23 protein-coding genes are annotated in these 24,790 nt (G+C 46.6%); 18 read left to right on the forward strand and 5 right to left on the reverse strand.

The features are described 5' to 3' along the window. The first annotated feature begins 35 nt into the window (after positions 1-35). From ACTJKB_RS20615 to ACTJKB_RS20630, 4 genes are all read left to right on the forward strand, one after another. A complete protein-coding gene (locus ACTJKB_RS20615) occupies positions 36-1,499 on the forward strand; it encodes a circularly permuted type 2 ATP-grasp protein (protein ID WP_440836239.1) in 1,464 nt (487 codons plus the stop codon). 69 nt (positions 1,500-1,568) lie between these two features. Further along, on the forward strand, positions 1,569-2,522 hold the full coding sequence (locus ACTJKB_RS20620; RefSeq protein WP_440836240.1) for an alpha-E domain-containing protein: 954 nt from the start codon (positions 1,569-1,571) through the stop codon (positions 2,520-2,522). Then, positions 2,519-3,385: a transglutaminase family protein gene (locus ACTJKB_RS20625; RefSeq protein WP_440836241.1), complete on the forward strand. Its 867-nt coding sequence runs from the start codon at positions 2,519-2,521 to the stop codon at positions 3,383-3,385. Before ACTJKB_RS20620 ends, ACTJKB_RS20625 begins: the two co-directional genes overlap by 4 nt. A gap of 243 nt (positions 3,386-3,628) precedes the next feature. Next, on the forward strand, positions 3,629-4,438 hold the full coding sequence (locus ACTJKB_RS20630; protein ID WP_440836242.1) for an SDR family oxidoreductase: 810 nt from the start codon (positions 3,629-3,631) through the stop codon (positions 4,436-4,438). Positions 4,439-4,520: 82 nt separating this feature from the next. Here ACTJKB_RS20630 and ACTJKB_RS20635 read toward each other — a convergent pair whose 3' ends face one another. The 4 genes from ACTJKB_RS20635 to ACTJKB_RS20650 all read right to left on the reverse strand — a co-directional run bounded on the left by ACTJKB_RS20635 (position 4,521) and on the right by ACTJKB_RS20650 (position 7,919). After that, positions 4,521-5,612, reverse strand: a complete 1,092-nt coding sequence (locus ACTJKB_RS20635; protein WP_440836243.1) for a sensor histidine kinase — start codon at positions 5,610-5,612, stop codon at positions 4,521-4,523. Further along, positions 5,590-6,291 (reverse strand): response regulator, encoded by a 702-nt coding sequence (locus ACTJKB_RS20640; protein ID WP_440836354.1) that lies wholly within the window; start codon positions 6,289-6,291, stop codon positions 5,590-5,592. Before ACTJKB_RS20640 ends, ACTJKB_RS20635 begins: the two co-directional genes overlap by 23 nt. Before the next feature lie 165 nt (positions 6,292-6,456). Next, a complete protein-coding gene (locus ACTJKB_RS20645) occupies positions 6,457-6,972 on the reverse strand; it encodes a GNAT family N-acetyltransferase (RefSeq protein WP_440836244.1) in 516 nt (171 codons plus the stop codon). A 125-nt stretch (positions 6,973-7,097) separates the two neighbouring features. Further along, positions 7,098-7,919 carry a CPBP family intramembrane glutamic endopeptidase gene (locus ACTJKB_RS20650; protein ID WP_440836245.1) on the reverse strand — a complete coding sequence of 274 codons (822 nt, stop codon included), beginning with the start codon at positions 7,917-7,919 and terminating at the stop codon, positions 7,098-7,100. Positions 7,920-8,134: 215 nt separating this feature from the next. Between ACTJKB_RS20650 and ACTJKB_RS20655 the strand changes: the two genes are divergently transcribed. The 12 genes from ACTJKB_RS20655 (at position 8,135) to ACTJKB_RS20710 (ending at position 21,660) form a co-directional block, all read left to right on the forward strand. Beyond that, entirely contained in the window at positions 8,135-8,944 is an 810-nt protein-coding gene (locus ACTJKB_RS20655) for a DUF2087 domain-containing protein (RefSeq protein WP_440836246.1), read from the forward strand. Positions 8,945-8,965: 21 nt separating this feature from the next. Then, positions 8,966-9,343: a GIY-YIG nuclease family protein gene (locus tag ACTJKB_RS20660; protein ID WP_440836247.1), complete on the forward strand. Its 378-nt coding sequence runs from the start codon at positions 8,966-8,968 to the stop codon at positions 9,341-9,343. A 105-nt stretch (positions 9,344-9,448) separates the two neighbouring features. Beyond that, positions 9,449-9,844 carry a DnaJ family domain-containing protein gene (locus ACTJKB_RS20665; protein WP_440836248.1) on the forward strand — a complete coding sequence of 132 codons (396 nt, stop codon included), beginning with the start codon at positions 9,449-9,451 and terminating at the stop codon, positions 9,842-9,844. Between the two features lie 126 nt (positions 9,845-9,970). After that, entirely contained in the window at positions 9,971-12,466 is a 2,496-nt protein-coding gene (gene hrpB, locus ACTJKB_RS20670; RefSeq protein WP_440836249.1) for an ATP-dependent helicase HrpB, read from the forward strand. Positions 12,467-12,577: 111 nt separating this feature from the next. Continuing rightward, positions 12,578-13,234 (forward strand): general stress protein, encoded by a 657-nt coding sequence (locus tag ACTJKB_RS20675; RefSeq protein ID WP_440836250.1) that lies wholly within the window; start codon positions 12,578-12,580, stop codon positions 13,232-13,234. Between the two features lie 398 nt (positions 13,235-13,632). Next, on the forward strand, positions 13,633-13,992 hold the full coding sequence (locus ACTJKB_RS20680; RefSeq protein WP_074111706.1) for a helix-turn-helix transcriptional regulator: 360 nt from the start codon (positions 13,633-13,635) through the stop codon (positions 13,990-13,992). A 114-nt stretch (positions 13,993-14,106) separates the two neighbouring features. Further along, positions 14,107-14,499, forward strand: coding sequence for a DivIVA domain-containing protein (locus ACTJKB_RS20685; protein ID WP_440836251.1), 393 nt, complete (start codon positions 14,107-14,109; stop codon positions 14,497-14,499). Between the two features lie 112 nt (positions 14,500-14,611). Further along, complete coding sequence (locus ACTJKB_RS20690; protein WP_440836252.1) at positions 14,612-17,365, forward strand: CHASE3 domain-containing protein; 2,754 nt, start codon at positions 14,612-14,614, stop codon at positions 17,363-17,365. Between the two features lie 165 nt (positions 17,366-17,530). Beyond that, positions 17,531-18,400, forward strand: coding sequence for a PRD domain-containing protein (locus tag ACTJKB_RS20695; protein WP_440836253.1), 870 nt, complete (start codon positions 17,531-17,533; stop codon positions 18,398-18,400). 13 nt (positions 18,401-18,413) lie between these two features. Continuing rightward, on the forward strand, positions 18,414-18,923 hold the full coding sequence (locus ACTJKB_RS20700) for a PTS sugar transporter subunit IIA (RefSeq protein WP_440836254.1): 510 nt from the start codon (positions 18,414-18,416) through the stop codon (positions 18,921-18,923). A 56-nt stretch (positions 18,924-18,979) separates the two neighbouring features. Beyond that, entirely contained in the window at positions 18,980-20,434 is a 1,455-nt protein-coding gene (nagE, locus tag ACTJKB_RS20705) for an N-acetylglucosamine-specific PTS transporter subunit IIBC (RefSeq protein ID WP_440836255.1), read from the forward strand. Between the two features lie 428 nt (positions 20,435-20,862). Continuing rightward, positions 20,863-21,660: a class I SAM-dependent methyltransferase gene (locus ACTJKB_RS20710; RefSeq protein WP_440836256.1), complete on the forward strand. Its 798-nt coding sequence runs from the start codon at positions 20,863-20,865 to the stop codon at positions 21,658-21,660. Between the two features lie 129 nt (positions 21,661-21,789). Here ACTJKB_RS20710 and pdxR read toward each other — a convergent pair whose 3' ends face one another. Further along, complete coding sequence (gene pdxR, locus ACTJKB_RS20715) at positions 21,790-23,220, reverse strand: MocR-like pyridoxine biosynthesis transcription factor PdxR (protein ID WP_440836257.1); 1,431 nt, start codon at positions 23,218-23,220, stop codon at positions 21,790-21,792. Between the two features lie 178 nt (positions 23,221-23,398). Here pdxR and ACTJKB_RS20720 point away from each other — a divergent pair, with 178 nt between their 5' ends. Both ACTJKB_RS20720 and ACTJKB_RS20725 read left to right on the forward strand, forming a co-directional pair. Continuing rightward, positions 23,399-23,950 (forward strand): pyridoxamine 5'-phosphate oxidase family protein, encoded by a 552-nt coding sequence (locus ACTJKB_RS20720; RefSeq protein ID WP_440836258.1) that lies wholly within the window; start codon positions 23,399-23,401, stop codon positions 23,948-23,950. Between the two features lie 296 nt (positions 23,951-24,246). Further along, complete coding sequence (locus ACTJKB_RS20725) at positions 24,247-24,765, forward strand: sigma-70 family RNA polymerase sigma factor (protein WP_440836259.1); 519 nt, start codon at positions 24,247-24,249, stop codon at positions 24,763-24,765. Positions 24,766-24,790: the final 25 nt, after the last annotated feature.

The raw sequence follows: 24,790 nt of genomic DNA on the forward strand, positions 1-24,790 counted from the left end.
TAACACATCATATTGATCCGAAAGGAGTCGGGCTCATGTCCAAACTTGATCCTCTGCCCGGGCTGTCTCCATATCCATTGCAACATTTTTACGACGAAATGTATGCCGATGAACGGAGCGTCCGGCCGCATTACAAACATGTGAACCGCATGTTTTCCGGGATGAGCCCCGAAGAGCTGCAGGGCAAACAGAATCTCATGCAGCGTCGGATGATGGAAGAGGGAATTACCTTTACGCTGTACAATCCTGCACAGGATCACCCCATGGAGCGTACGATTCCCTTTGATATGATTCCGCGGATTATCCCCAAACTGGAGTGGGAAAGGCTGGAAGCCGGTATTATTCAACGTATTACGGCGTTGAATCTGTTCATTCATGACATCTATCATGAGCAGTACATTGTCAAAGACGGAATCGTACCGAGACGTATGATCATTTCGAACTGTTATTTCCGGCCGGAGATGTCCGGCATGAGGGTACCCGGCGGAGCTTACGTTACTACTTCGGGAATCGATCTGATCCGCCATCATGATGGTGAATATTACGTGCTTGAAGACAATTTGCGGACGCCCTCAGGATTTTCTTACCTATTTAAAGGCAGATCCCTGATGAATCAGCTGTTTCCCGAATTGTCATTTGCCAGCTCCATCCGCGATGTCGACCACAGTTTGAACCGGTTTCTATCCGTGCTGCGCAGTCTTTCACCGTCACGGACGAAGGACCCGGTCATTGCTCTGCTAACTCCGGGCGAATACAATTCAGCTTACTACGAGCATGCTTTTCTAGCCCAGCAAATGGGAATATACCTGGTGGAAGGCAGGGATTTGGTTGCCCAGGACCATAAGGTGTATTTGAAGGAAATGAACGGTCTCAGACGTGTGGATGTACTGTACCGCAGATTGGACGATGATTTCATAGATCCGCTGGCGTTTCAGCCGAATTCACTCCTGGGTGTTGCCGGGCTGATGAACGCCTACCGGGCAGGGAATATTGCCATAGCCAATGCTCCGGGAACCGGAGTAGCTGATGACAAAGCGATGTATGTATACGTACCGGATATGATCCGGTATTATCTGAACGAAGAACCGATCCTGGGAAATGTGCCTACTTATCTGCTGTCCCGTGCACAGGAACGCCAGTATGTGCTGGATAATCTGCATGAGATGGTTGTAAAGGAAACCTCCTTGTCCGGAGGATACGGGATGCTGATTGGCAGTGAAGCGACCAAGGATGAGCTTGCCGATTTCCGTCTCAAGATTCTTGCCGATCCGGCCCGGTATATCGCCCAGCCGATTATGTCACTGTCTAGAGCTCCAGTGCTTTCGGGTGGCAGTATGACGCCTCGGCATATTGATTTGAGGGCTTTTGTGCTCATGGGTTCCGACCGCAAACCGCATGTTATTCCGGGTGGTCTGACACGGGTAGCCATGAAGGAAGGCTCGCTGGTGGTGAATTCGTCACAAGGTGGCGGCGTGAAGGATACTTGGGTAATGGTTTAGTGTATACAGCATAACGCTTCAGAATTAACAAAGTGCGGCATCAATTCGTTATATGAAGGAGTGGCTACGATGCTGAATCGCAATGCGGAGGCTTTGTTTTGGATTGGCCGGTATATGGAGCGGGCGGAGAATCATGCCAGGCTGATCGATGTGCATTATCATATACAACAGGAAGAGGACTTCCAGGCTGAAGGACATAAATGGTCACGGCTGATCGATGCGCTGGGTGTCAGAAATGAATATCAGCAGCAATTTGACAGCTTTTGCGAGCAGGATGTCTTGTCCTTCATTACCCTGGACCTTGGCAATTCCAATTCAATATTCTCTTGCGTCCACCAGGCGAGAAATAATCTGCGGACGCTGAGACAGCATCTTCCCAGTGAGTTGTGGGATATTGTCAACAGCTTCAACTTGTGGCTCGGGGAACAATCCCTTGCAGATATTATGGTCGGACCTCATCAGTTCTATCAGCATGTCAAAGAGCGTGCTGCCATGTTCCTCGGTGCTGAGCAATCCGTTATGCTGAGAGCCAATGAGTGGCGCTTCATTGAGAGCGGACGCTTCCTGGAGCGGGCAGAGAATACGACCCGGATTCTGCAGGCTGTTACGGTGTCCTGTAAGTCCAAAGATATCAATGCTATTTATACACAGCTGCAGGCGGTCCTCAAATCAGTGAGCGGGTATCAAGCCTTCCGACGCTATTACGCCGATGCGATGTCCCCGGAGAGCATATTGGAGTTTTTGATTGTAAATGCGTATTTCCCCCGTTCGATCCGCTTCTCGTTCCACAAGCTGGAGGAGCATTTGGCCAAACTGGAGCTGGATACTTCTGAGAAGGGCTCCGGTCACGAGCGGGTGATCCGGCAGGCCGGCAAGATCAAGGCAGAGCTTGACTATATGGAAAAGGAAGAGATGTCCGGCGATCTCGTAGAGGATGTATTGCAATCACTGATGATCTCCTGCCAGAAGCTTGGTAAAACGATGGAAGGCGCCTTTTTTCGCCGTGAAGGAGTCTCCGCATGAAAATTCAGATCCATCATACGACCACATACAGCTACCCGGAGCCAGTTACAGACAGTGTCAATGAGATCCGGCTGACACCGAGGACGAATTACCGTCAGTCCTGCTATCATCATGAGGTAGAAGTGTTTCCTCCAGCGAACCTGCTTACCTATGAGGATTTTTTCGGCAACCGTGTGCATGCCTATTCTGTGAATAAACCTCATACGGAGATGGTGATTCATACCAAGGCCACCGTGGTTACACTGGATAAGGCGCAGGGCGCCGATCTTCCGCATATTCCGTTGGAGGATCAGGTGAAGCTGCTGAACGATGATAAGTTCCAGAACCGGTACGTGGAGTTCATTTTACCTACCCGATATACCGAAGTAACACCAGAGCTTGTCGAGTTTGCGTCACAACATCCCTTTGATGAAGCAGAGGATATGTACGAATGGATCAAAAAACTGTCATCGACAATCTACGAACAGTTTACCTATGATCCTGAAGCGACAAGTGTGAACACTACTGTTAAAAAAGCATTAAAGCTCAAACGCGGCGTATGCCAGGATTACGCCCATCTAATGATCGCAGTATGCCGCAGCGTCGGACTGCCTTCCAGGTACGTCAGCGGCTACCATTTTGTCGGTGACCTTCAAGGCGGTAATGCCAATTTCGAGCAAGCTTCGCATGCCTGGGTAGAGACGCATATCCCTGGCACTGGATGGCTTGGCTTTGATCCGACGAATAATGTGGAAGTGAACTGGCGGTATATCAAGCTTGGACATGGCAGGGATTATAAAGATATCGTTCCGGTAAAAGGAGTATACCGCGGTGTATCCGGTACGTTGACGGTCAAGGTGGATGTGCGCAAGCTGGAGAATTGAAGGAGTGAGGAGAGCCCTGCGGCAGCGGGGCTTTTTTCGATTGCACCGTAGGCAATTTACCCATTCGCTTTGCCCTTTTGGGATGTGTCTAGCAGGTAATGAATAGGTGGTTGTTTGTAGTTGCAGTGTGCATGCTGCATCAAGTTTGTGCAAATTTTGCATAAAATGATTATAATCAAGGCTCATTTGGGTAATCTTGAAACAGAGCCACTAAGTTGGACGAATTGGAAAGGGAGTGTACATATGAGCCCGAATATAGCAAAAAAGCAGCGTTTCCTCGGTAAAACAGCCATAATTACAGGCGCGGGCTCTGGGATCGGCAGAGCGACAGCGATTCAGATGGCCCGTGAAGGTGCAAATGTAGCCTTGTTTGACCTGGTGAATGAACGTACCTCCGTCCTGGAGCAGAAGCTCAACAAACAACGCAAGGACTGTGCACTGGCTATTGATGTCGATACTTCGGATGCCGGGCGCATGGAAGAGGCAGTACGCAAGACGGTGGAGCATTTTGGCGGACTGGATATTGTTTTTGCCAATGCCGGAATCAATGGAGCGGTAGGTCCTATCGAAGAGCTGAGCCTGGATGATTGGGAGCGTACGATATCCGTGAATCTGACAGGAACCTTCCTTACGCTGAAATACAGCATTCCTCATCTGAAGGAAAAGGGAAAAGGCAGCATCATCATTACGAGTTCCATCAACGGCAACAGCCGGTTTGCCAGCTTTGGCTGGTCACCCTATAGTACCACCAAAGCGGGGCAGGTTGCTTTTGCCAAGATGGCTGCCCTGGAACTGGCGAAGTTCAAAATCCGTGTCAACGTCATCTGTCCGGGAGCCATCTCGACCAATATTGATGAAAGCACGGAATTTAATGAAGAAGTAGAGGCCATTGTGATCCCGATTGAGTTCCCGGAAGGTGCACAGCCGCTTGCTGACGGACCAGGTAAACCGGAAAATGTTGCGGATCTGGTGTCTTTTCTTGCCTCGGATGACTCGATTCATATCACGGGAGCACAGATTGTGATTGATGGCGCAGAATCATTACTCTCCTGATATACTCACTCAGTAGGATACAGAATCCCTGAGAACAAAAGAGCCTAATCCGCTGGTGGCCATGGATTAGGCTCTTTTTGTATTATGCCTCTATTCTTAACCTGATCTCAAAGGCGGTTCTATGATCTATGCTGCTTACAGTAACTGTACCGTCATGCAGCTCAATAATACTCTTTACAATAGCAAGCCCCAGACCTGATCCATTGGTCTGTCCAAAGCGTGATTTATCAGCTTTATAAAATCTTTCAAACACAAAGGGCAAATCCTCATCTGAGATCGGCTCCCCATAGTTAATAATACGTACGAGCGCTTCATGATCAGCTTTACTTAGCTCAATATCAAGGTATTTCCCTTTACTTCCATACTTGATAGCATTACTAATAAGGTTATCAAATACCCGTACCAATAGAATCGGGTCTGCATTAATCATGATTTTTTCATTGCTGTAAAATAGTCTATACTCCATTTCCGCCTCTGTCAGAGCAGGAATAAATCCAAGAAGCACTTGCTCCAAAAGTTCTCCCAGATTTAGCATGCTCTTATTGATGGTTAATTCCGAATTCGTCAGCTTTGAATATTCAAAAAGATTGTCAATCAGGACCTTGAGTTCATTACACTTTTGGAAGGTTATACCTGCATAGTGCCTTATGCTTTCTTCATCCGTGTATTTGACATCCGCAATCAATTCCATATACCCAAGGATAGAAGTCAATGGTGTTCTTAAGTCATGCGATAAATTTGTGATCAAATCATTTTTTGTTTTTTCCCAGCTTTTTTCTTCTTGCATCAATTTTTTTAGTTTATGAACCATGCTATTGACGGTGGTGGCTAATTTTCCGAGCTCGTCAGAGCTTTTTACCGGAATGTTGACTTCTAAATCACCTTTAGAGATGGTTTCCAGTGTTTTCGTTATATCTTCGAGATATGCGATGCTCCCTCTGGTCATCAGAAGAAGAAATCCAATCATCAGCAAGATAAGAATGACAAATAATAGCAGGGAAAATATAATTAAATGCTGCATGAAAAATACCGCGAAGGGGTGGTTTTTGGACGCCTCAAGTAAGGCAGCAAATATCAAAAGCATACATAAACCGGTCAAAGCAGCACTAGTGAAAAAAACTAGTATCAACTTATAGCGTATGGTGCCCAGTTTATTTTTCAATTTTGTAGCCAACTCCCCACACGGTTTCAATGATATCAGGTGCTTTTGGCGTTTTCTCAACTTTCTCCCTAAGTCTCCAAATATGAACCATGATCGTATTATTAGATTCATAATATTTTTCTTTCCATATCGCTTCAAATATTTGTTCTGCACTAAACACTGTGCCGGGACTACTGGCGAGCAATAACAGTATTTCATATTCAGTTGGGGTTAAATTGATCTCACCGTGGTCAGTAGAGACGGAATGATTATTTTTATTGATCACTAACCCTTTGATATGAATGACGCTGTCTTCATTCTTGTGTTGGCTCGGTACATTTAAAATGATATAACGTCTTAACTGTGATTTGATCCGTGCAATCAGCTCCATTGGATTAAAAGGTTTGGATAAGTAATCATCTGCACCAAGTCCAAGCCCAAGGATCTTGTCCATATCCTGTGATTTGGCACTCAGCATAATAATAGGTAGGTTCATGGTTTGCCTTATCCTTCTGCAGGTCTCCATTCCATCCATTCCTGGCATCATGATATCGAGCACAACCAGATCTATCTTCTTATGGTTCAGAATGTTAAGGCCCTCAGTTCCATCAAATGCTGTTAATACCCGATACCCTTCATTGACAAGATAAATCTCAATTAACTCAACAATTTCCTGTTCATCATCAATAATTAGAATACTATATTGCTCCATAGTAGATTCCCTTTCAAATGACGCTCTGTAATGAATATGTTCATTCATGAGTTATGCACTTGAAGTCCTACACTTCAACATATAGAGCTTCGCTTGATGAATAATAAGACGTCAATTATTTTTTATAAATATCCGGCAGTCGATTAGTGAAGTGAATTCAGATATTCATTTTCGATAATCACTGTCAAGTATACAGTAGAAGAATTGATTTACCCATTTACCTTGCCAGTGTAATTCTTCTCTGAATATACCTTCTCTGACCATTCCTAACCTTTCCAACACCTTGTATGAAGCGGTATTGAATTCATTACACATGGCAACGACTTTATGCGCATTCCAATCTTCAAAAGCATACTTCAACGCTATTTTTGCAGCTTCAACAGAAAATCCTTGCCCTCGATATTCAGGAAAAATACAATAACCCAATTCCCAACTTTCACGCTCTTTTACATACCAATGAATATGCAATTCTCCTATAGCTGTTCTTTCTGGATCATCAAGCTTTATTATGTATTGCTTATACCAATCACTATTAATTTTCTCTATTACATTCGTTCTAACTGCTTCCTTATCGGATGAAATAAAATCTTCGAAAGACCATAAGGAAGTACTAGTTTTTTTATCAACAATGAATTCTACATCGTCTAAAGTAGCCAGGGATAATAAAATTCTTTCTTTCATTTCCTTTTCACCGCCCAATTATAGTTATTATTTCATCACAACATAATTCTGGTTAGAGGCTGCCTTAACTCACGTGGATATACATCCATGTATTTGTCCATTATAGCTGTAGGCAAAAGTTAACTCTATGCAAAAGATCCATGATCTTCAGAAGGTGTTACTTTTCGGATGATAATTAGTCCATAAATAAATAAGGGCAGAGTGATCAGAATTGAGCTTACGGAGTTACTGACAGTCATAGTAAGATAGGTTTTGGTCAAACCGCCACCAACCGCAATTGCTTGAAAGCTGCCAAAGATATCAAGTACACCATGAGCAAGCATTGCCGGAAAAATGCTCTTGTTCCTGATAACACAGGCTGCAAAAAACACTCCGATAAATATTCCATAAGTCATTTGAGTTAACGTAGCAAGCAATGAAGAATCATGAAGAAAATAATGGATGATATGCGCGGAACCAAACAATACACTGGATATGATCACCGCAGCATAACATCCTCTTCGGGTTGCCCCCCATTTACGCAGCATTACGGACAATACAGCACCGCGGCATAACACCTCTTCAAATAATCCCGAGGATAGATAAGTTAAGATGAACAGTACAATTACAACGGGTTTTGAGGTATCTATAACAATATTGCCAAATATAAAATCTGACCCGTTGAGTAATATTAACAAAATCATAGGCCAGTAAATCCACAATCCCTTCCAGTTCGGGCGGGTAAATCCTGCGCTCTTCAATAACCCCCACCGTTTCAGAACCCACATCAAAGCAAAACCAACCAGTACCTGCTCAATTAAACCTGTTGCATATTCACTAGATTGCTGACCTAACAAAGACACAAACAAAGGATCTAAAGGTATGGACGTAAGGGCAATCGTCACAACAATCAAAATAATTGAAAACATTACAGGCCGACCAAAAGCATAAGTTTTTAACTTTTCCATATAAAACTCCCCCTTGTAATAAAACTGGATACGACTCCATAAGTGTAGATGGAAATATCCTATACGATTTAACTAATTACTTAAGGAATTCTAACGGAAATCTTAACATTTCTTAGCTGCTGTCCATTGTTATGGCAGTTTTTTTGAAATTTTATAAACAATGTAATTAGATGATTGTAAAATAACAAACAAAATGATAATATGTCTATATATTAGTGGAGAATTGGGTGATTGAGTTGGCGGAAGGTAATGAATCGGTTAGTATTTCGGAAAAATTCTGGAACGCCTCCATTAGTGAGCTGAAGCAGGGATATCTTTTTGAGATGCGCGAGCATTCAGGTTACTATACATGTCTGGTCTGTGGAGAGGAATTTGAGAAGGGTTTGATCTACAAGAAAGAGAGTCAATATTATGAAGCCGGCAAATATGCAGCACTTCATGTGGAACAGGCACATGGAGGGATGTTTCACTGGCTGCTGGGACTAGACAAGAAGCTTACCGGTCTGACGGAGCTACAGAAGGGGCTGTTAAATGCTTTTCGGCACAGTTTGAGTGATGGAGAAGCAGCCAAGGAACTGGGCATTGGCAGTACCTCTACGGTGCGCAATCACCGGTTTACTCTGCGGGAAAAGGTGAAGCAGGCGAAGCTGTTTCTCGCTGTAATGGAGCTTGTCGAAGAGAAACCTGGGGCGGCCTCGCCTTTTGTCAGTATCCCGCGTTCTGCCGCCATGGTTGACGAGCGGTTTGCGATTACCGAGGAGGAGAATGCCGAGATCCTGAACGCCTATTTTAAGCATGGCCTGGAAGGTCCAATCTCGGAGTTTCCTAAGAAGCAGAAGCGCAAGGCCGCAATTCTCCGCCAGCTGATTAAGCGTTTTGAAGCCGGCCGCAAATATACAGAGAAAGAGGTTAACGCCATCCTGAAGGAGGCTTTTGCGGATTATGTTACGCTCCGGCGGTATTTGATTGATTATGGGCTGCTGGACCGTGAGCCAGATGGAAGCAGCTACTGGGTTAGTTTATAGATGAAGGAGAGAATAGCAAACATGGAAAAGTCAAAACGTAAAGAATTGGCCTATAACTACGCTCATACCCACCGGCCGATGGGAGTATACCGAATTGTTAACACCTTAAATGATAAGGCCTTTGTAGGCAGCAGCATTAATCTGGATGGAGTCTGGAATAAGCATAAGTTCATGCTGGACATCGGAAATCATGACAATAAAGCGCTTCAGGCAGATTGGAAGGAATTCGGAGAGAAAGCATTTGTTTTTGAGATTCTGGAGCTGATTAAGCCTGAAGAAGATTTTGTGGCAGAGGTAACCGAACTCTCCAAATACCGCAAACAGTTGCCCGATTTGGAGAGCAAATGGCTGGAGAAGCTGTCGCCTTACGGAGAACGGGGTTATCTAAAACAGAAATAGTGAACGGGTGATTTCACTCATCCCCTATGCTAAACTATAGGCAAACGGCAGCACATCGGCCTGATATCTTGATTGGAGCCTTGCAGTAGAGGAGAGAGAGTGGATATGACGATATTATCTTGGCTTGCGGAACAGAGGATACAGGAAGCTATACGTAGTGGCGAGTTCGAGGATCTGCCGGGGCACGGTAAACCTCTTCAGCTGGAGGATCTGTCCGGGGTGCCGGAAGATTTGCGGATGTCCTTCAAAATCATGAAGAACGCCGGTCTGCTCCCGGAAGAAGTCACGCTGCACAAGGAATGTGTAACCCTGGAGAAGCTGCTCGCGGCATGTCACAGCAATGGAATCACCACGGATGGCGAACAGAAGGAGCTTAAATCCCAACTGACGCTGAAAAGACTTCGCCTACAGGAGCTGATGCGGCAGCGCGGATTCGGGAACAGCAGCGCGTTCTCTGACTATGGAAACAAGATTCAGGAGCAGCTGACGCGGGAAGAATAAATGAATCGAGTTATCCGGCCGAAAGGGCAGGGTAGCTCTTTTTTGTATGCAGAGAGCTTGAAATTTGCTAGGGTTTCGCCCATCATATTAGGAATACTAGACAATAAGAATACATGGAGAGATTAGATGAGACAGCTTCCCATTGCACAGGTGCTCCCTGAGCTGAAAACCATATTGAACACTTCAACCGCTGCTGTTCTGCTAGCCGAGCCTGGCGCGGGGAAGACAACCGGTACGCCTCCGGCTTTTTTGGAAGAGGTTTGGCTGGCCGGAAAGACCATACTTATGCTGGAGCCCAGAAGGTTGGCCGCCCGATCGGCAGCGAGCTATATGGCATCTTCCATGGGCGAAAGTGTCGGACAAACGGTAGGCTACCGTATGCGGGGTGACACGAAAGTAGGCAAAAATACCCGTATTGTCGTTGTCACAGAAGGGGTATTGACCCGAATGCTGCAAAGCGATCCGTCGCTAGGCGATGTTGGGCTTGTGATCTTTGATGAATTTCATGAGCGCAGCCTTCACGCAGATCTGGGACTGGCGTTAACACTGGAAGCACAGGCTGTGCTCCGCGAGGATCTGCGGATCCTGATCATGTCGGCAACACTGGACGGCGACAGGGTATCAGCTCTCCTCGGAGGTGTGCCTGTTGTGGATTGCCCGGGCCGGACCTTTCCGGTGGAAACGGTCTATCTGCCAGGCTCCGGAGACAGGCAGCTGGAACAGGCAGCTGCAGCTGCCGTCCGCCGTGCGCTTGCCGAGCAGCCGGGAGATGTGCTGGTCTTCCTGCCTGGGGAGGCGGAAATCCGCCGCACTGAGCGTGAACTGCAAAATGTTGCTCTCCCTCCTGGTACGGTGCTTCGTCCACTCTATGGGCAGCTGCCACAGACGCAGCAGGATGCCGCGGTGGCAGCCTCAGTACCTGGTGAACGTAAAGTAGTCCTGGCGACTTCGATTGCCGAAACCAGCTTGACGATCGAGGGGGTACGCACGGTGATCGATACGGGGCTGCGGCGGACTCAGGTGTTCTCGCCGCGCACGGGCATGCCCCGGCTGACCACGGTGCCGGTCTCCAAAGCTTCTGCCGACCAGCGGCGGGGCCGTGCGGGACGCACCGCGCCGGGAGTATGCTACCGGTTGTGGAGCCGGGAGGATCATGCCCGTCTTCCGGATGACAATGTGCCGGAGATTATGGAGACTGACCTGGCGCAGCTGGCTCTGGAGCTGGCGCTGTGGGGGGCGCCTTCCCCGGCGGCGCTGCTCTGGCTGGACGTGCCGCCTGCTGCGCCATTTGCGCAGGGCTCAGCGCTGCTGCGCCAGCTCGGCGCGCTGGACGCCGGCGGCGCCATTACGCCGCACGGCCGCAGCATGGCCGCGCTCGGCGCGCACCCCCGCGTCGCGCACATGCTGCTGCGCGCGGCAGAGCTGGGAGCAGCGCCGCTCGCCTGCCGGCTGGCGGCGCTGCTCCAGGAGCGGGACCTCTGGCGGGGTCCCGCGGCAATGGACAGCGACCTCACGTTGCGCGTGGAGGCGCTGCTGAGGTTCGAGCGCTCCGCTGCGGACAGCGGCGGAGCGGACCCGGCATCTCTGCGCGCGGTGCAGCGCGAGAGCCGGAGCTTCCTGGCGCAGCTGCAGGCTGCGCCGGGTGCACTGCCGGACAACATCAGCCTCACCGGGCTGCTGTTGTCGTTCGCCTACCCCGACCGCATCGGGCAAAAACGCGGCGATGGCGCGTTTCTGCTCTCGGGTGGCCGGGGGGCGGCCATGAGAGAAGGGCAGCCGCTGACGCGTTCGCCCTATATTGTAGCGGCCGGCATCGATGACCGCGCCGGCCAGAGCCGGATTATGCTGGCCGCAGAGCTGCCTGAAGCAGATTTGCTGAAGCATCACAAGGGCAATATGATAGATGAGCGCGAAGTCTATTGGGATAATGATAGCGGAAGTGTACAGGCGCGCAGGCGGACCCTGCTGGGTGCATTGATCCTGAAGGAAACCTCGCATGAAAGACCAACCGCGGAAGAGGCAGAAGAGGTACTGCTTCGCGTAATTGAAGGCAAGGGGCTCGAACTGCTGCCCTGGGACAAAGGCACGGTCCAGCTGAGACAGCGGATGGTATTCCTGCACGGGCTGCGGGCAGATTTTCCGGATGCTTCGGAAGAAGCCCTGCTGTCCTCCCTTCAGGAATGGCTTCAGCCGTTTATTCAGGGGATGCGCAATCTCCGCGACCTGCAGCGGGTGCCTGTATCCAGAGCGCTGGAGGGACTACTGGATTGGAGCAGCCGTCAGATGCTGGACAAGGAAGCGCCGACGCATATCACCGTCCCCAGCGGTTCACGGATTCCGGTGGACTACAGTAACCCGGAGGCACCGGTGCTTGCAGTCAGGCTTCAGGAGTTGTTTGGCCAAGTAGATACACCAAGGATCGGGGGAGGCAAGGTTGCGGTACTGCTGCATCTGCTTTCTCCGGCAAGGAGACCCGTGCAGGTGACGGCGGACCTCGCCAGTTTTTGGCGCAGCACCTATTTTGAAGTCAAAAAAGATCTTAAAGGACGCTACCCCAAGCACTACTGGCCGGACGATCCGCTGCAGGCAGTCCCTACAAACCGTACACGGCCTTCAAAATAAACGATCTTCCCTGCTTACATCGTCATTTCACTGAAAATGCTTACACCCTGTTTGGGATGTATGTGATCGGGTAATAATGTAGCGAACGACAATTACGAAGGAGGGCTTCAAGTGACCGACAAAATCATAGGTGTATTCAACACAGAACAAGAAGCGACCAGAGCAATTGAAGAGCTGCAGCGACAAGGTGTAAGTAATGACGAGATCTCAGTGATCACACGTGACCGGGATGAACTCAAAAATATATCGGATGATACAGGAACCATGGCACCAGAAGGTGTAGCAACCGGTGCCGCAACCGGAGGAGTAGTTGGCGGTATTACCGGACTGCTTGCAGGAATCGGGGCACTGGCTATTCCGGGGATAGGTCCTATTCTGGCGGCAGGCCCTATAGTGGCTACTCTTACAGGCGCAGCAATCGGCGCGGGTGCGGGCGGTCTCGTTGGAGGATTAATAGGACTGGGTATTCCTGAGGATGAAGCCAAAGAATATGAAAGCTACGTGGATAGCGGGAAAATCCTCGTACTGGTGGATGATAATGGACGCGGACGTGATATCCACAGCGTATTTTCGGGCAACCGCTCTTTGAATGCCGGCAGGTATAACAGCTTGTATGGCGATGGTACGCTGAATGATCCCATTACGGACCGGGGAGCAACAAACCCGGATGTTATCAGGGATGAAACGACAGTGGGAAATTCAATGGGCAACAGAGGTTCTATGAACGCGGATGTCGACCCGGACCGCTACAACGGCAACCGGATGTAGGCCAGCAAGGCTTCGAAGTATCTTTTTGAAGCCATTGGGCGAAGCAGTTTGATAAAATAAATTCAAAAGACTGCATTTCAGAAAATATCTGAGGTGCAGTCTTTTTGATTTGTCTTTAGAAAATGAAATCTGATAAACACAAGGCGAGTAGAAAATATAGGAGGAAAAGTTACTATTACCCTTACTACATTATATGAAAAATTCACAATAGAAAAACTTAAAAACATACACTCTCTAGGATCAACGATTTCACTCAAACTATCACAGTACTTATACCCTTATAACAGGTTTCAAGGAAGGGGATTATCTCGGATTTTCTTATTGTGAAATCAGGGAAATAGTGTTTATACTGGAGTTGTGCAGGAAAGATAAGGAAACACATCATTAGGAGGTGTCCCATGGCGTTTATGATTGCCCAACGGGCTTTTATCAAAGTATATCTGATTACAATGGTCGAACAGCACAAGGGGTATGGTTATCAGATGCTTGAGGATTTGCGGAGAGATTTCAAAACGCATGGCTATTCCCCTCCTCAGAGTGAAATCTACCGGGCACTGCATGAACTGGTACAGCAAGGGATTCTATACCGGACCAAGCAGTTGAAAGGCAATGATCCCAAGGTGGATTTTCAAGAGATCGTCCTGTATCATTTCACCACAGATGGAGAGGAGAAAGCCAGATTGTATAAGAAGCAGGTCAAGACAGATCTTGACCGCTGTCTAGGAATTCTGAACAAAGCTGTTGCGGATAATTTCTAGAATCATATCTCTTCTTTCTCAGGAACTACAACCTAAGTGATATTTCCAGGTTGCTTTTACCCTGTTATAATGATTACTGCCAGATGAAACGCTATATACTTGGAGGTTACTTACATGGATGAACACATGAAACGCAGACTGGATAAGCAGAGAAAGCTGTTCAGCCAACTAGGCATTACACTCGACGCACTCACCATACATGAGAAAGAATTCAGTATGAAGCTTCGCGGCTATGATGCCGAAGAGGTAGACACGTTTCTGGATAGCGTGATCAAGGATTATGAGCGCTTCTATGCTACAATAGCTGATTTGATGGATAAATGGCAGGAGCAGCAGATTGAGCTTCGCGAAATGAAGGACAAAGCCCAAAAGGCAGAAGCTGTTCCGGTACCCGCACCGGTCATCCGGGGGATTGATCCGATGGACCTGGAAGATGTGATCCTGAAGCTGGAAGCTAACGTAAGACAATTAAAGGACAGACTGCCCCGGAGCGAAAGTTATCTATAACAGCGTTTTATAGCAAATGGACCCCTTGTTATCTGATTTGCCAGCATTTACAATTATAGAATAACTTGTGTAAATGGATTATATATTGGAATGCCAGATGGAGGTTGGACCATTGCTTGATAAGCGAGGTTTACGCCTGAAGATCCGCGGAAAAATTGCTCTTGGTTATGCCATGATCCTGCTAATGCTGGGATTGTTTCTGCTGGTAGTATCCGGTAGGATCAGTGCCTTGGAGAAAGAAACTGTTTTTCTGAGCGATCATGATATGAAGTTGCATGAGCTTACCTATCAGATTGAAAAAAATGTGCTGGACATGGAGACCGGTCAGCGGGGTTATGCCCTTACTGGAGACCCCAGCTATTTGGCTCCTTATGATAGCGGGACTACAGAGTGGAAGATTAATTACACCAAATTAAGCAGTATGATTAAGGATAATCCGGATCAGCTATTGAACTTGAGCGATATCCAAGAGAATATTGTTCAATGGATCAAAACATCGGGACAATATGTAGTAGACCTAAAGCGTAATGAGCAGAATGAGGCGTTGAACGCTTTTTTTCGTAATGACAGCGGCAAGCTGATCATTGATTCCATACGCTCCCAGTTAGAGTACTTCCGGGATAACGAGCGGAAGCTTACCAGCGAACGTATTACCAATTTGAAAGCAAGTAACAATAAGCTTTTGATGATCATGTATGTTCTGTGGACCATGGTTGCGTTCTTAGCAGCTCTTGTGACCTACCTGATCTCTGCCAGTATTGTCAATCCACTCCTTAGTGTCATACAGGCGATCCGGAGTATTGCAGGCGGAGGAAATATGTCCGAACGGATCAAAGTGAAGACCCTGGATGAAATCTATGATCTGGGGAACGCAACAAATGAACTTCTGGATACTGTGCAACGGGATCACTGGAGCAGTGCACAGATATCTTTAATGTCTATAGCGCTTCAGGAAACGACCGATTTGTCGGTAGTGTGCAGAACATTTGTGAATAGATTGTCCTTTATGCTGGAGATGCAGTACGGAGTCATTTATGTTCTGGGTGAGAATGATCAATTTGAACTGAAGTATTCTTATGCCGGTTCGGAGAATCAGGAGTTCGGGAGCGGGAAGACAATCATCCGCCCGGGTGAAGGCCTCATTGGCCAGTGTGCGATCGATAAAAGGCTGAGCCGGATTGAGAATTTACCAGAGGGTTACATAAGTATTAACTCCGGCCTTGGAAGATCCGCACCCCAATTTGCTGTTATTGCTCCTGTTTTGTTCGAGAACAAAACTGTAGCCGTTCTGGAGGTGGCTTCACTTACCAAATGGGCCCCATACCATCTTGAGCTGTTTGGCGAGTTACTGAACATGTTGGGGGTCACCTTGAATTCTGTTTTGACGCGTATGGAGATCCAGCATTTGTATAAAGAATCTCAAGTTATGAACGAAGAACTGCAGATTCAATCTGAGGAGCTTCAGGTACAGTCTGAAGAATTGCAGGTACAAACTGAGGAATTGCAGAATCATACACAGGAATTGCTGACTATAAACCGGGAGCTGGAGAATCAGAAGGCCGTTGCCGAGAATGCTGCAGTTCAACTGGAAAAGTATAATGAACAATTGGAGCTAAGTTCCCGCTACAAATCTGAATTTTTAGCTAATATGTCTCACGAGCTGCGCACACCGCTTAATAGTATGCTTATTCTCTCACAACTGCTTACAGAGAACCGCAATGAGTCCCTGTCGGAAGAAGAACTGGGATATGCAGCGGTCATTCATTCGTCCGGCAGTGAGTTGCTGTCAATGATCAACGACATTCTGGATTTGTCCAAAGTAGAAGCAGGCAAAATGACGGTAGAACGGGATGCCGTCAACCTTACTGAATTGCCATCCATGCTGAAGGGTTATTTCAACAAAATTGCTGAGCAGAAGAATATAGACTTCAAGGTAACACTTCAGAATGATGTTCCTGATTTATTCTTTACAGACGAAATGAGATTGCATCAAATCCTGAGGAACCTACTTTCTAACGCTTTTAAATTTACGGAGAAAGGTTTCGTGGAGGTGAACATTCAGCGGGTTGAACCCTTAACGGAGTCACAGCTTCTTACAGCTGAACCTGCAATCGCCTTCGCCGTAAAAGATAGCGGAATTGGTGTCTCGGAAGCGAACCGGAAGATCATCTTTGAAGCGTTCCGTCAGGCTGACGGCTCTACAGCCCGAAAATTCGGCGGTACAGGCTTGGGATTGTCCATATCCCTTCAGCTTGCCAGACTGCTAGGCGGCACTATAACGCTTGATAGCAAAGAGGGGACGGGCAGTACCTTTACGTTGTATCTCCCTTGCCGTGAAGAAGATGACGGGTTCGATACCGTTATTTCAGATGTCTGGAGTACCCCGGCTGCCGCTGCTTCGGAATGGGGAGTACAGCAGGAGATGCCCGTTAAGAAGGACAGTACACCATTCGACAGAGAATATTTGAAGCTGCATGAGAAAACTGTTCTGATCGTAGATGATGATATCCGTAACATCTATGCCTTGGAAAAAGGGCTGGAGCCCTATGACATGAGGATTATAACCGCTCAATCTGGATTCGAATGCCTGCAAATAGTCAGAGAACAGCCTGAAGTGGATATTGTGCTCCTGGATATCATGATGCCGAACCTGGACGGTTATGATACACTTTCGATTATCCGAGACGAATTGCAGTTGCCTGAACTTCCCATTATCGCGATTTCAGCCAAAACGATGAAGGAAGACCGTGAGAAATGTCTGGCTGCAGGAGCCTCGGATTTTATCAGCAAGCCTGTGGTGATTAAGGATGTGGTTACACGGATGTGCCGATTGTTGGATGGATTTGACTTTTCAAAAACCCATTGACGGAAATATAGGTTTGATTTATTATGGTTTTATAAATGATCATTTATATGCAAGCGGCGTGTTACCTTTAAGGGCATGAGCCAAGAATTGATCTCATTCATTTGAGTCTTTCTTGGCTCTTTTTGATGCAAAAAAATCTGACAATGAATGGAAAGGAGGGGGACCTTGGCCAAGGAAAATGAGCAGTTTGAGGTACTACGGGTGATCGGCAATAACGTTGTAATGGTACAAGGAGGCAGAAAGGGCAAAGAATATGTGATTATTGGCAAAGGGATTGGATTTGCGGTAAAAGATTCAGGAATCATTGATGTGAATGACCAGCGGATTGAGAAATTGTTCCGGTTGGAGGATCGTGAGGAATGGAGTCAATATCAGATTCTGCTTGAAGATATAGATCCCAAAGTGATGAGAATTACGGATGATATTATTGCGAATATTGCCCTTGAATTTTCCGGCAAGTTGAATGACAAGATCTATTTGGCGCTCCCCAGCCATATCCAGTTCACCATTTACCGTCTCCGGAACGGAATGGACATTGTCAACCCGTTCCTTCAGGAGACCAAAATGTCCTTTCCCAAGGAATTTGAGATCGCTTACAGGGCGGCAGAAAAAATCAGCGCGGAGTTTCAGGTTCAGATTCCAGAAGACGAAGTGGGATTTCTAACCTATCATGTGTATTCTGCGGTCAGTAATGTGTCGGTTGGCCAGTTGGTGAAAGCCTCAAATATCGTCAGCGAGTTGCTGGATATGATTCGGGTAGAACGTCAGCTAACCTTTGCACATGGCAGTATGAACCACATCCGGCTGATGATTCATCTAAGATTTACGATTGAACGGATTCTGCAGGGTTCGCTCATCGACAATCCGTTCGTAAAGCATATTCAGAAAGAATACAAAGAGGAATACAAGCTGGCCCAAAAAATGGGCAAGGTCATGCAGGAATCCCTGGGTGCAGAAGTTCCGGAAGAAGAAATCTGCTTCCTCGCTATGCATTTGCGGCGTTTGTTCCAGACCTTAGACAAACAGCAACAGTGAGGAGAGAGAAGCAATGTTTGCTAAATGGAAATCGAAAAAAGAAAAGAGCCCTACCGAAGTGAAGGCACTGGAGATTTATGCTCCGGTAAGCGGCCAGGCCGTTCCATTATCAGGTGTGCCGGATGAAACCTTCGCAGGTGGACATATGGGAAAAGGAATAGCTATAGAACCTAGTGAGGGGAGATTAATGGCCCCTTTTGACGGAAAAATCGCCCATGTGGTCAAATCCAGTCATGCCGTGATTATTGAACATTCATCCGGACTCCAGCTGCTGCTGCATATCGGAGTGGATACCGTAAGCCTGAAAGGGAGCGGATTCATCAGTCATATTACCATCGGGGATGAAGTAAAAGCAGGGCAGACACTGATTGAATTTGATATCGCTTTCATACAGGCGGCAGGCTATCAGACCATAACACCAGTCATTGTAACCAGCAACGAAGAAACGGATATTGAAATGGATTACCACTATGGTCCGGTTGCTGCTGGCAAAGACATTATTCTGACTGTGGCATCCAGGTAATAAAGCATACAGATTCACGGTAGCGAAATAAAATACGAGACAAGGGGATGATTGGAATGTTGGCTTTTCTGCAAAAATTGGGCAAGTCACTGATGCTTCCGGTAGCTACACTGCCGGCGGCGGCGATTCTGCAAGGATTAGGACTGCTTGATTATGAAAAGGATTTACATTTAGGCAGTGCCATTGGAGGTTTTCTGAATCAGTATATTGCCCCCTTTCTGAACGCCGGTGCAGGCGCCATCTTTGGAAATTTGGCACTGATCTTTGCTGTTGGTGTTGCTATCGGTTTTGCAGGGGATGCCGTAGCTGCCTTGTCCGCATTGATTGCCTATATGGTACTTACGAAAATATTGGGTATTGTACCGGCCACCTTCGGTTTCATTGGGGATGATGTTGTGCTCGATATGGGCGTGCTTGGCGGTATTTTTGCCGGGGCGTGGGCAGCTTTCCTGTACAAAAAATATCATAACGTCAAAATGCCGGATTGGCTTGGATTCTTTGCCGGCAAACGTTTTGTCCCGATTGTAACGGCTGCATCGACTATGGTCCTGGCTGTCTTGATCGGTATGATCTGGAGTCCGGTACAGGATGTAATCAGTGATTTCGGTAACTGGGTTGTAAGTCTAGGCGCATTTGGGGCATTCGTCTTTGGTACAGCAAACCGTCTGCTTGTTCCCATCGGTCTGCATCATGTAATTAACACCATTGCCTGGTTTCAGCTTGGTGACTTCACAAATGCTGCCGGGGAGGTTATCCATGGTGATGTATGGCGTTTCCTTGCAGGTGATAAAAGCGCGGGGATGTTCACAACGGGCTTCTTCCCAATCATGATGTTCGCTTTGCCGGGGGCTGCATTGGCCTTTATCCACACGGCAAAACCTGAAAAAAAGAAAATGGTAGCCTCGATATTTATTGGTTCAGCTATCGCTTCCATCCTTACCGGTATTACCGAACCCTTGGAGTTCTCGTTCATGTTCGTCGCTCCGCTTTTGTACTTGGTACATGCGCTTTTAACAGGTCTTTCAATGGCCTTAATGTATTTGCTGGATGTAAGACTTGGATTTAGTTTCTCTGCGGGTTTGATTGATTACCTGACAAATCTAAAGCTTTCCACCAATGCCTGGGTCCTGCTTCCGGTCGGACTTGCGTTCTTCGTACTATATTATGTCTTGTTCCGCTTTGTTATTGTGAAGTTCAATTTGAAAACACCAGGGCGTGAAGATGAAGCTGATGACGAAATCCTGGAGGCTGATGTGAGTGGAGCAAAAATCTCCGCATCCTCCAGAGCAGTCAAAATCCTGGAGAATATCGGCGGACCGTCCAACATCCGCAACATTGATGCCTGTATTACACGGCTGCGGCTGATTGTGAATGATGAGAAAGCAGTCAAGGACGCCGCGCTGAAGCAACTGGGAGCATCGGGGGTAATGAGATTGGGTCAGGGTGCGGTGCAAATCGTATTTGGTCCACAATCGGAGCAAATCAAGGATGACATCAAGAAACTCCTGTAAAAATAGGGTGTTTTAAACGTCAATGTATTGTTGGGTTTCATTTTTTTCATCATCATGTTTTCCATGATCGGATATAAACTAAGAACCCGCACAACCACAATGGTTATGCGGGTTCTTAGTAATTTCAGGATCGGGGATATTCTTAAAGTGAATCCGAACTTTGTCACTGGCGGTTCTCTTCTTACGTTCCGTCACAGGAGCATGAGTAAATCTCCCCACGGATGGAAATAGGTATAAATAATCTTTACTTTGTTTGTGAAATATCTCCTGGTTATAATCAAAGAGAAACACATTTTTTATTTATCCGCTTTCCATTAAATGATGAAAGGATGATGTTAGATGATTAAATATGACAGATTTGTCCACCTGCTTTGTTTCTTGGAGGGTGACTATAATTTAACCCTCCTATAAAAAATGGAGGTAAACCTGTGAATAGAGAGTTTATTGCAAAACATTGGTATGCTAGTGTGTATGAACAGTTTGAAAACCAGACTCACGACGTGAATTTTCTGTTGAAAGTACTTACAGAGCAAACAGACAATCAACCACTGAATATACTTGAAGTTGCCTGTGGTGGTGGTAGGATCTGTGTTCCTCTAGCAAAGGCGAATCATTTCGTTACAGGCTTTGATTCCGATGAACATATGCTCCTGCGATGTTATCGCCAAATGTCGGGTTTAACGAATATTCGCTGTTACCATGCTGATGCAGTAATTGCCGGATGGGGTGTCGGTTATGATGTCGTAGTCATGGCAGGTAATGTCCTGATTAACATTGAATGCGAGATCGATTACAAAGATGCACAAAAGACTCTTATTAAAAATGCTGCGGCCGCGCTTCGCACGGGTGGACATCTTTATATTGATTTTGACCTTCAATATGATCCAGCAGCCCGGTTCAATAGGCTGAACGAGAGTAGCTCTTTCATAGGAACAGACGATTTGGGCACGACAGGCCAAAGTGTTAGCTATGGGAGCGTGTATGACCCAATAACCCAGATTTGTACCGGAACCGGTCACTGGGAGCTCACCACAAATAGCGGTGAGCAGATCATTTTACCCAAGCGTTGGTATAAGCACATTCCCACGCAAACGCAAGTTTACGATTGGCTATCAGATGCCGGGTTTACCATTGAGTGTACTTATCAAAATTATTCTGCTGACCCGGTTCCTGAGCCGATTGTTGAAGCTACAAATCGCGCTATTATATGGGCAAGAAAGTTATAAATTTTACATGCAGGTACGACAATCCTTTTCGCTGTTGAATAAAACAAGATCAAAGAAAGGGTCATTCCTAACGGATGGCCCTAAAAGCTTCACAAATAGTAACAAGTTTATATAAGCTTAATTCTGACCCTATAAGATCAAACTCGCAAGACAATGAATCCCCTTCTCAATTGATGCTTCATCTACTTGTGCAAACCCCAACACCCATCCCCTTCGTTTGCTCTCCAGACAATAAGGTCCAAGCGGGTATATACGTATCCCCTGTTGAATGGCTAACGTTGTGATGGTTTCTTCGTCGTATGACTCTTCAGCTTCTAGTAACATATGCAATCCTGTTTCTACTCCACTTAGCGTGAAACGCGCTCCTAAACCACTAGCCATAATAACCTTTGTCATCGCTTCGTGTCTTCGCCGGTACACATTTCGGACTCTTCTCATATGACGCATAAAATGCCCGTTCTTGATGAAGTGGGTTAGCGTTAGCTGATCCATAATCGGCAGATGGCGGTAGGTCAGCTCCTGAACTTTAGCTAGCTGGGCAATCGCTTTGACAGATCCAACGATAGCCGAAATACGAATACCTGGAGCAATCATTTTTGAAAAGCTCATCAGGTACAAGGTATTCTGAGATGCTTGGCTAAACAGCGTTGGAAGCGGTTCTCCACGATATCGAAATTCACTATCATAATCGTCTTCAATGATCCACAATTGATCTTTAGTGGCCTTATGTAGCAATTGTTGCCTGCGTGGCTCCGACATAACAACCCCGATGGCGCACTGGTGTGAAGGTGTCACAAAGATTAGTTTGGATTGGGGATGAATACGCTCAACCACAAGACCATATTCATCAACAGGTACAGGGACTACATTCATACGCCGATATTTCATCGCCATCCAGGCAGCTGGAAAACCAGGATCTTCTACAGAGACAGTATCCCCGTCAGCTAAAAGCGACTGTGCGATTAAGTCAATGCTATGTTGAGCTCCTGAGGTTAACAGAATCTGATTGGTTTGGATATGAATGCCTCGTTCAAGTGATAAATACCGCTGGATTTGCTCACGTAATGGTGTGAAACCATAGGGGTCACCGTAAGCCCAGCTTGATAAATCCATTTCAGCAGATGCATGAATGAGCGATTGTCGCCAATTTTTTTGAAATTGCCCATCCAAATAGGGTTCGTGTGGACTAAAATCAATATCTACTTCCAACTGTTCTTTGCCTCTGAACCAGCCATGTAGCTGATCAACCGCTGAGCTCAACAAGGGAAGCGAGGGGGGAATGGGGCCATCTGCTATTATTTCCTTCGTTGACTCGGTGAATAGATTTAATTTACTAACTCGCGTTCCGCCTCTGCGAGATGTAACCGTATAGCCTCGACTTAGCAACTCTTCATAGACGATCTGTATTGTTGAGCGAGAGACACCTACCATGTGAGCGAGTTCGCGGGAGGGAATTAGCAATTCTCCCGGAGCCCAGATTCCGTTTGTGATATTATGAATAGCTTGATCAAGCAATTGTTGCCAAATGGGTCTTTTATCATTACGTTTTACTTTCATCATCGAACATACCCCCCAAAAAGAAGATTCACTCCTAAAACATTAATTATGGATTGTGTATAACCGTAAAGTTTGGATGTTTTAATGCAATCCATTCATTGATATACTACCGTAATAACACGGGTATTTACAATCTGGTCGTTACCGCACTCTTTAAGGAATAGAAGGGAGAAATATAAAAATGGATATGGTTCGTTACAAAATCAGAGAATGTGGGGATCAAGAGAAAATTGATCGTTTCCTACAGCAAGCGAAAACGGGGTATCTGGGATTGGTTGACGGGAATCTTCCCTATGTCGTACCGCTAAATTATGTATGGACGCAGGGGAAGCTCTATTTTCATGGGGCCGGAGATGGAAGACGCAATCAGGTCATGAATGAAAACCCAGAGGTTTGTTTTACCGTATGTGAGTCATATGGAACCATCACGGATCCGGTACCTGCCAAAACAGATACGGCTTATATGAGTGTAATGATCTTTGGACAAGCAGAACCGATTACGGATTTGGACGAAGCCACTCATGTGCTTCAGGAAATGATAAATAAATATGTGCCCGGCTATTATAACCGCCCTTTGCCCAAGCAGCATGTGGATAAATATAGGTCGGCTGTATTCGGCGGACCGGTTCAGGTTTGCAGAGTAATTCCACACCATTTGACAGCAAAAGAAAGTCCCGTAGAAGCAGAAAAAATGTATAGAACAGACATGAAGGCAGGACGGGGGGATAAATAAAATAAGGGTGCTTGTGGTCAGACATGGTAAAAGCCTAGTCAAGTGATTCAAATGGAATATGATTATGGTTGGATCAAGATAGATGACGTCATAAATGTGATTACATAAACAATTACCTCGCTGGAACGATTCTAGCGGGGTTTATTCGTCTTGTATCTACTTATTGAGATACTGCTTTTCTGCATTTACAACTGCAATAAATTAGAAATGTTATGATAATTGTACTTAACTCTGATACAAAATCGTTTTGGCGTTCGTCTTACTTATAGCTGCAGCTGATAAGGAGGATTTACACAATGGAATTTCCGGAAACTGAAATGTTTCGAACTATATTTTATGAACACTATCCGGTGGTGCGGCGGAAGTTGGCGGCGCTGGTACGGGATGAGTCGGCAGCAGACGATTTAGCCCAGGATGTGTTTCTCAGACTATACCGCAACCCGCCGGATGATCCGAATGCGCTGGGTGCTTGGCTCCATAGAGTACTCACCCGGATCGGATATGACTATTTGAACAAAAAGACCAGGGAGCGTCGGCTCCAGGATAAGCATGAGCTGCTGTTCAGCGCCGAGGCAGCTCCGCCTTCCGGCGAAGAGGTTGTACTCAGCAAGCTGGAGCAGGAGGATGTCCGGGCTTGGCTGGATGGTCTGCCCGAGAGAGACAGACAGGCGCTGCTATTGCGCTACTCGGGCTACAGCTATTCGGAAATTGCCGGGCAGCTTGGCATAAATCCACCGGTTGTCGGAACACTGCTTAACCGGGCAACCCATAAGCTGAGACAGCAGGCGGTTAATTCATACCCACAGACCGATTGATTCGTGTACGAAGCGAATCCAGGCA

Origin of the sequence: Paenibacillus sp. 22594, from assembly GCF_052044425.1 — a bacterium.
Classification (GTDB): domain Bacteria; phylum Bacillota; class Bacilli; order Paenibacillales; family Paenibacillaceae; genus Paenibacillus_AQ.

What these genes read in the sequence shown, in the direction of transcription:
- ACTJKB_RS20720 (WP_440836258.1), top strand. Translation starts at nt 23,399, where the DNA reads ATGGATATGGTTCGTTACAAAATCAGAGAATGTGGGGATCAAGAGAAA.
- ACTJKB_RS20640 (WP_440836354.1), bottom strand. Translation starts at nt 6,291, where the DNA reads ATGGAGCAATATAGTATTCTAATTATTGATGATGAACAGGAAATTGTT.
- ACTJKB_RS20650 (WP_440836245.1), bottom strand. Translation starts at nt 7,919, where the DNA reads ATGGAAAAGTTAAAAACTTATGCTTTTGGTCGGCCTGTAATGTTTTCA.
- nagE (WP_440836255.1), top strand. Translation starts at nt 18,980, where the DNA reads ATGTTGGCTTTTCTGCAAAAATTGGGCAAGTCACTGATGCTTCCGGTA.
- pdxR (WP_440836257.1), bottom strand. Translation starts at nt 23,220, where the DNA reads ATGATGAAAGTAAAACGTAATGATAAAAGACCCATTTGGCAACAATTG.
- ACTJKB_RS20725 (WP_440836259.1), top strand. Translation starts at nt 24,247, where the DNA reads ATGGAATTTCCGGAAACTGAAATGTTTCGAACTATATTTTATGAACAC.
- hrpB (WP_440836249.1), top strand. Translation starts at nt 9,971, where the DNA reads ATGAGACAGCTTCCCATTGCACAGGTGCTCCCTGAGCTGAAAACCATA.
- ACTJKB_RS20680 (WP_074111706.1), top strand. Translation starts at nt 13,633, where the DNA reads ATGGCGTTTATGATTGCCCAACGGGCTTTTATCAAAGTATATCTGATT.
- ACTJKB_RS20620 (WP_440836240.1), top strand. Translation starts at nt 1,569, where the DNA reads ATGCTGAATCGCAATGCGGAGGCTTTGTTTTGGATTGGCCGGTATATG.
- ACTJKB_RS20660 (WP_440836247.1), top strand. Translation starts at nt 8,966, where the DNA reads ATGGAAAAGTCAAAACGTAAAGAATTGGCCTATAACTACGCTCATACC.
- ACTJKB_RS20630 (WP_440836242.1), top strand. Translation starts at nt 3,629, where the DNA reads ATGAGCCCGAATATAGCAAAAAAGCAGCGTTTCCTCGGTAAAACAGCC.
- ACTJKB_RS20625 (WP_440836241.1), top strand. Translation starts at nt 2,519, where the DNA reads ATGAAAATTCAGATCCATCATACGACCACATACAGCTACCCGGAGCCA.
- ACTJKB_RS20700 (WP_440836254.1), top strand. Translation starts at nt 18,414, where the DNA reads ATGTTTGCTAAATGGAAATCGAAAAAAGAAAAGAGCCCTACCGAAGTG.
- ACTJKB_RS20645 (WP_440836244.1), bottom strand. Translation starts at nt 6,972, where the DNA reads ATGAAAGAAAGAATTTTATTATCCCTGGCTACTTTAGACGATGTAGAA.
- ACTJKB_RS20685 (WP_440836251.1), top strand. Translation starts at nt 14,107, where the DNA reads ATGGATGAACACATGAAACGCAGACTGGATAAGCAGAGAAAGCTGTTC.
- ACTJKB_RS20615 (WP_440836239.1), top strand. Translation starts at nt 36, where the DNA reads ATGTCCAAACTTGATCCTCTGCCCGGGCTGTCTCCATATCCATTGCAA.
- ACTJKB_RS20665 (WP_440836248.1), top strand. Translation starts at nt 9,449, where the DNA reads ATGACGATATTATCTTGGCTTGCGGAACAGAGGATACAGGAAGCTATA.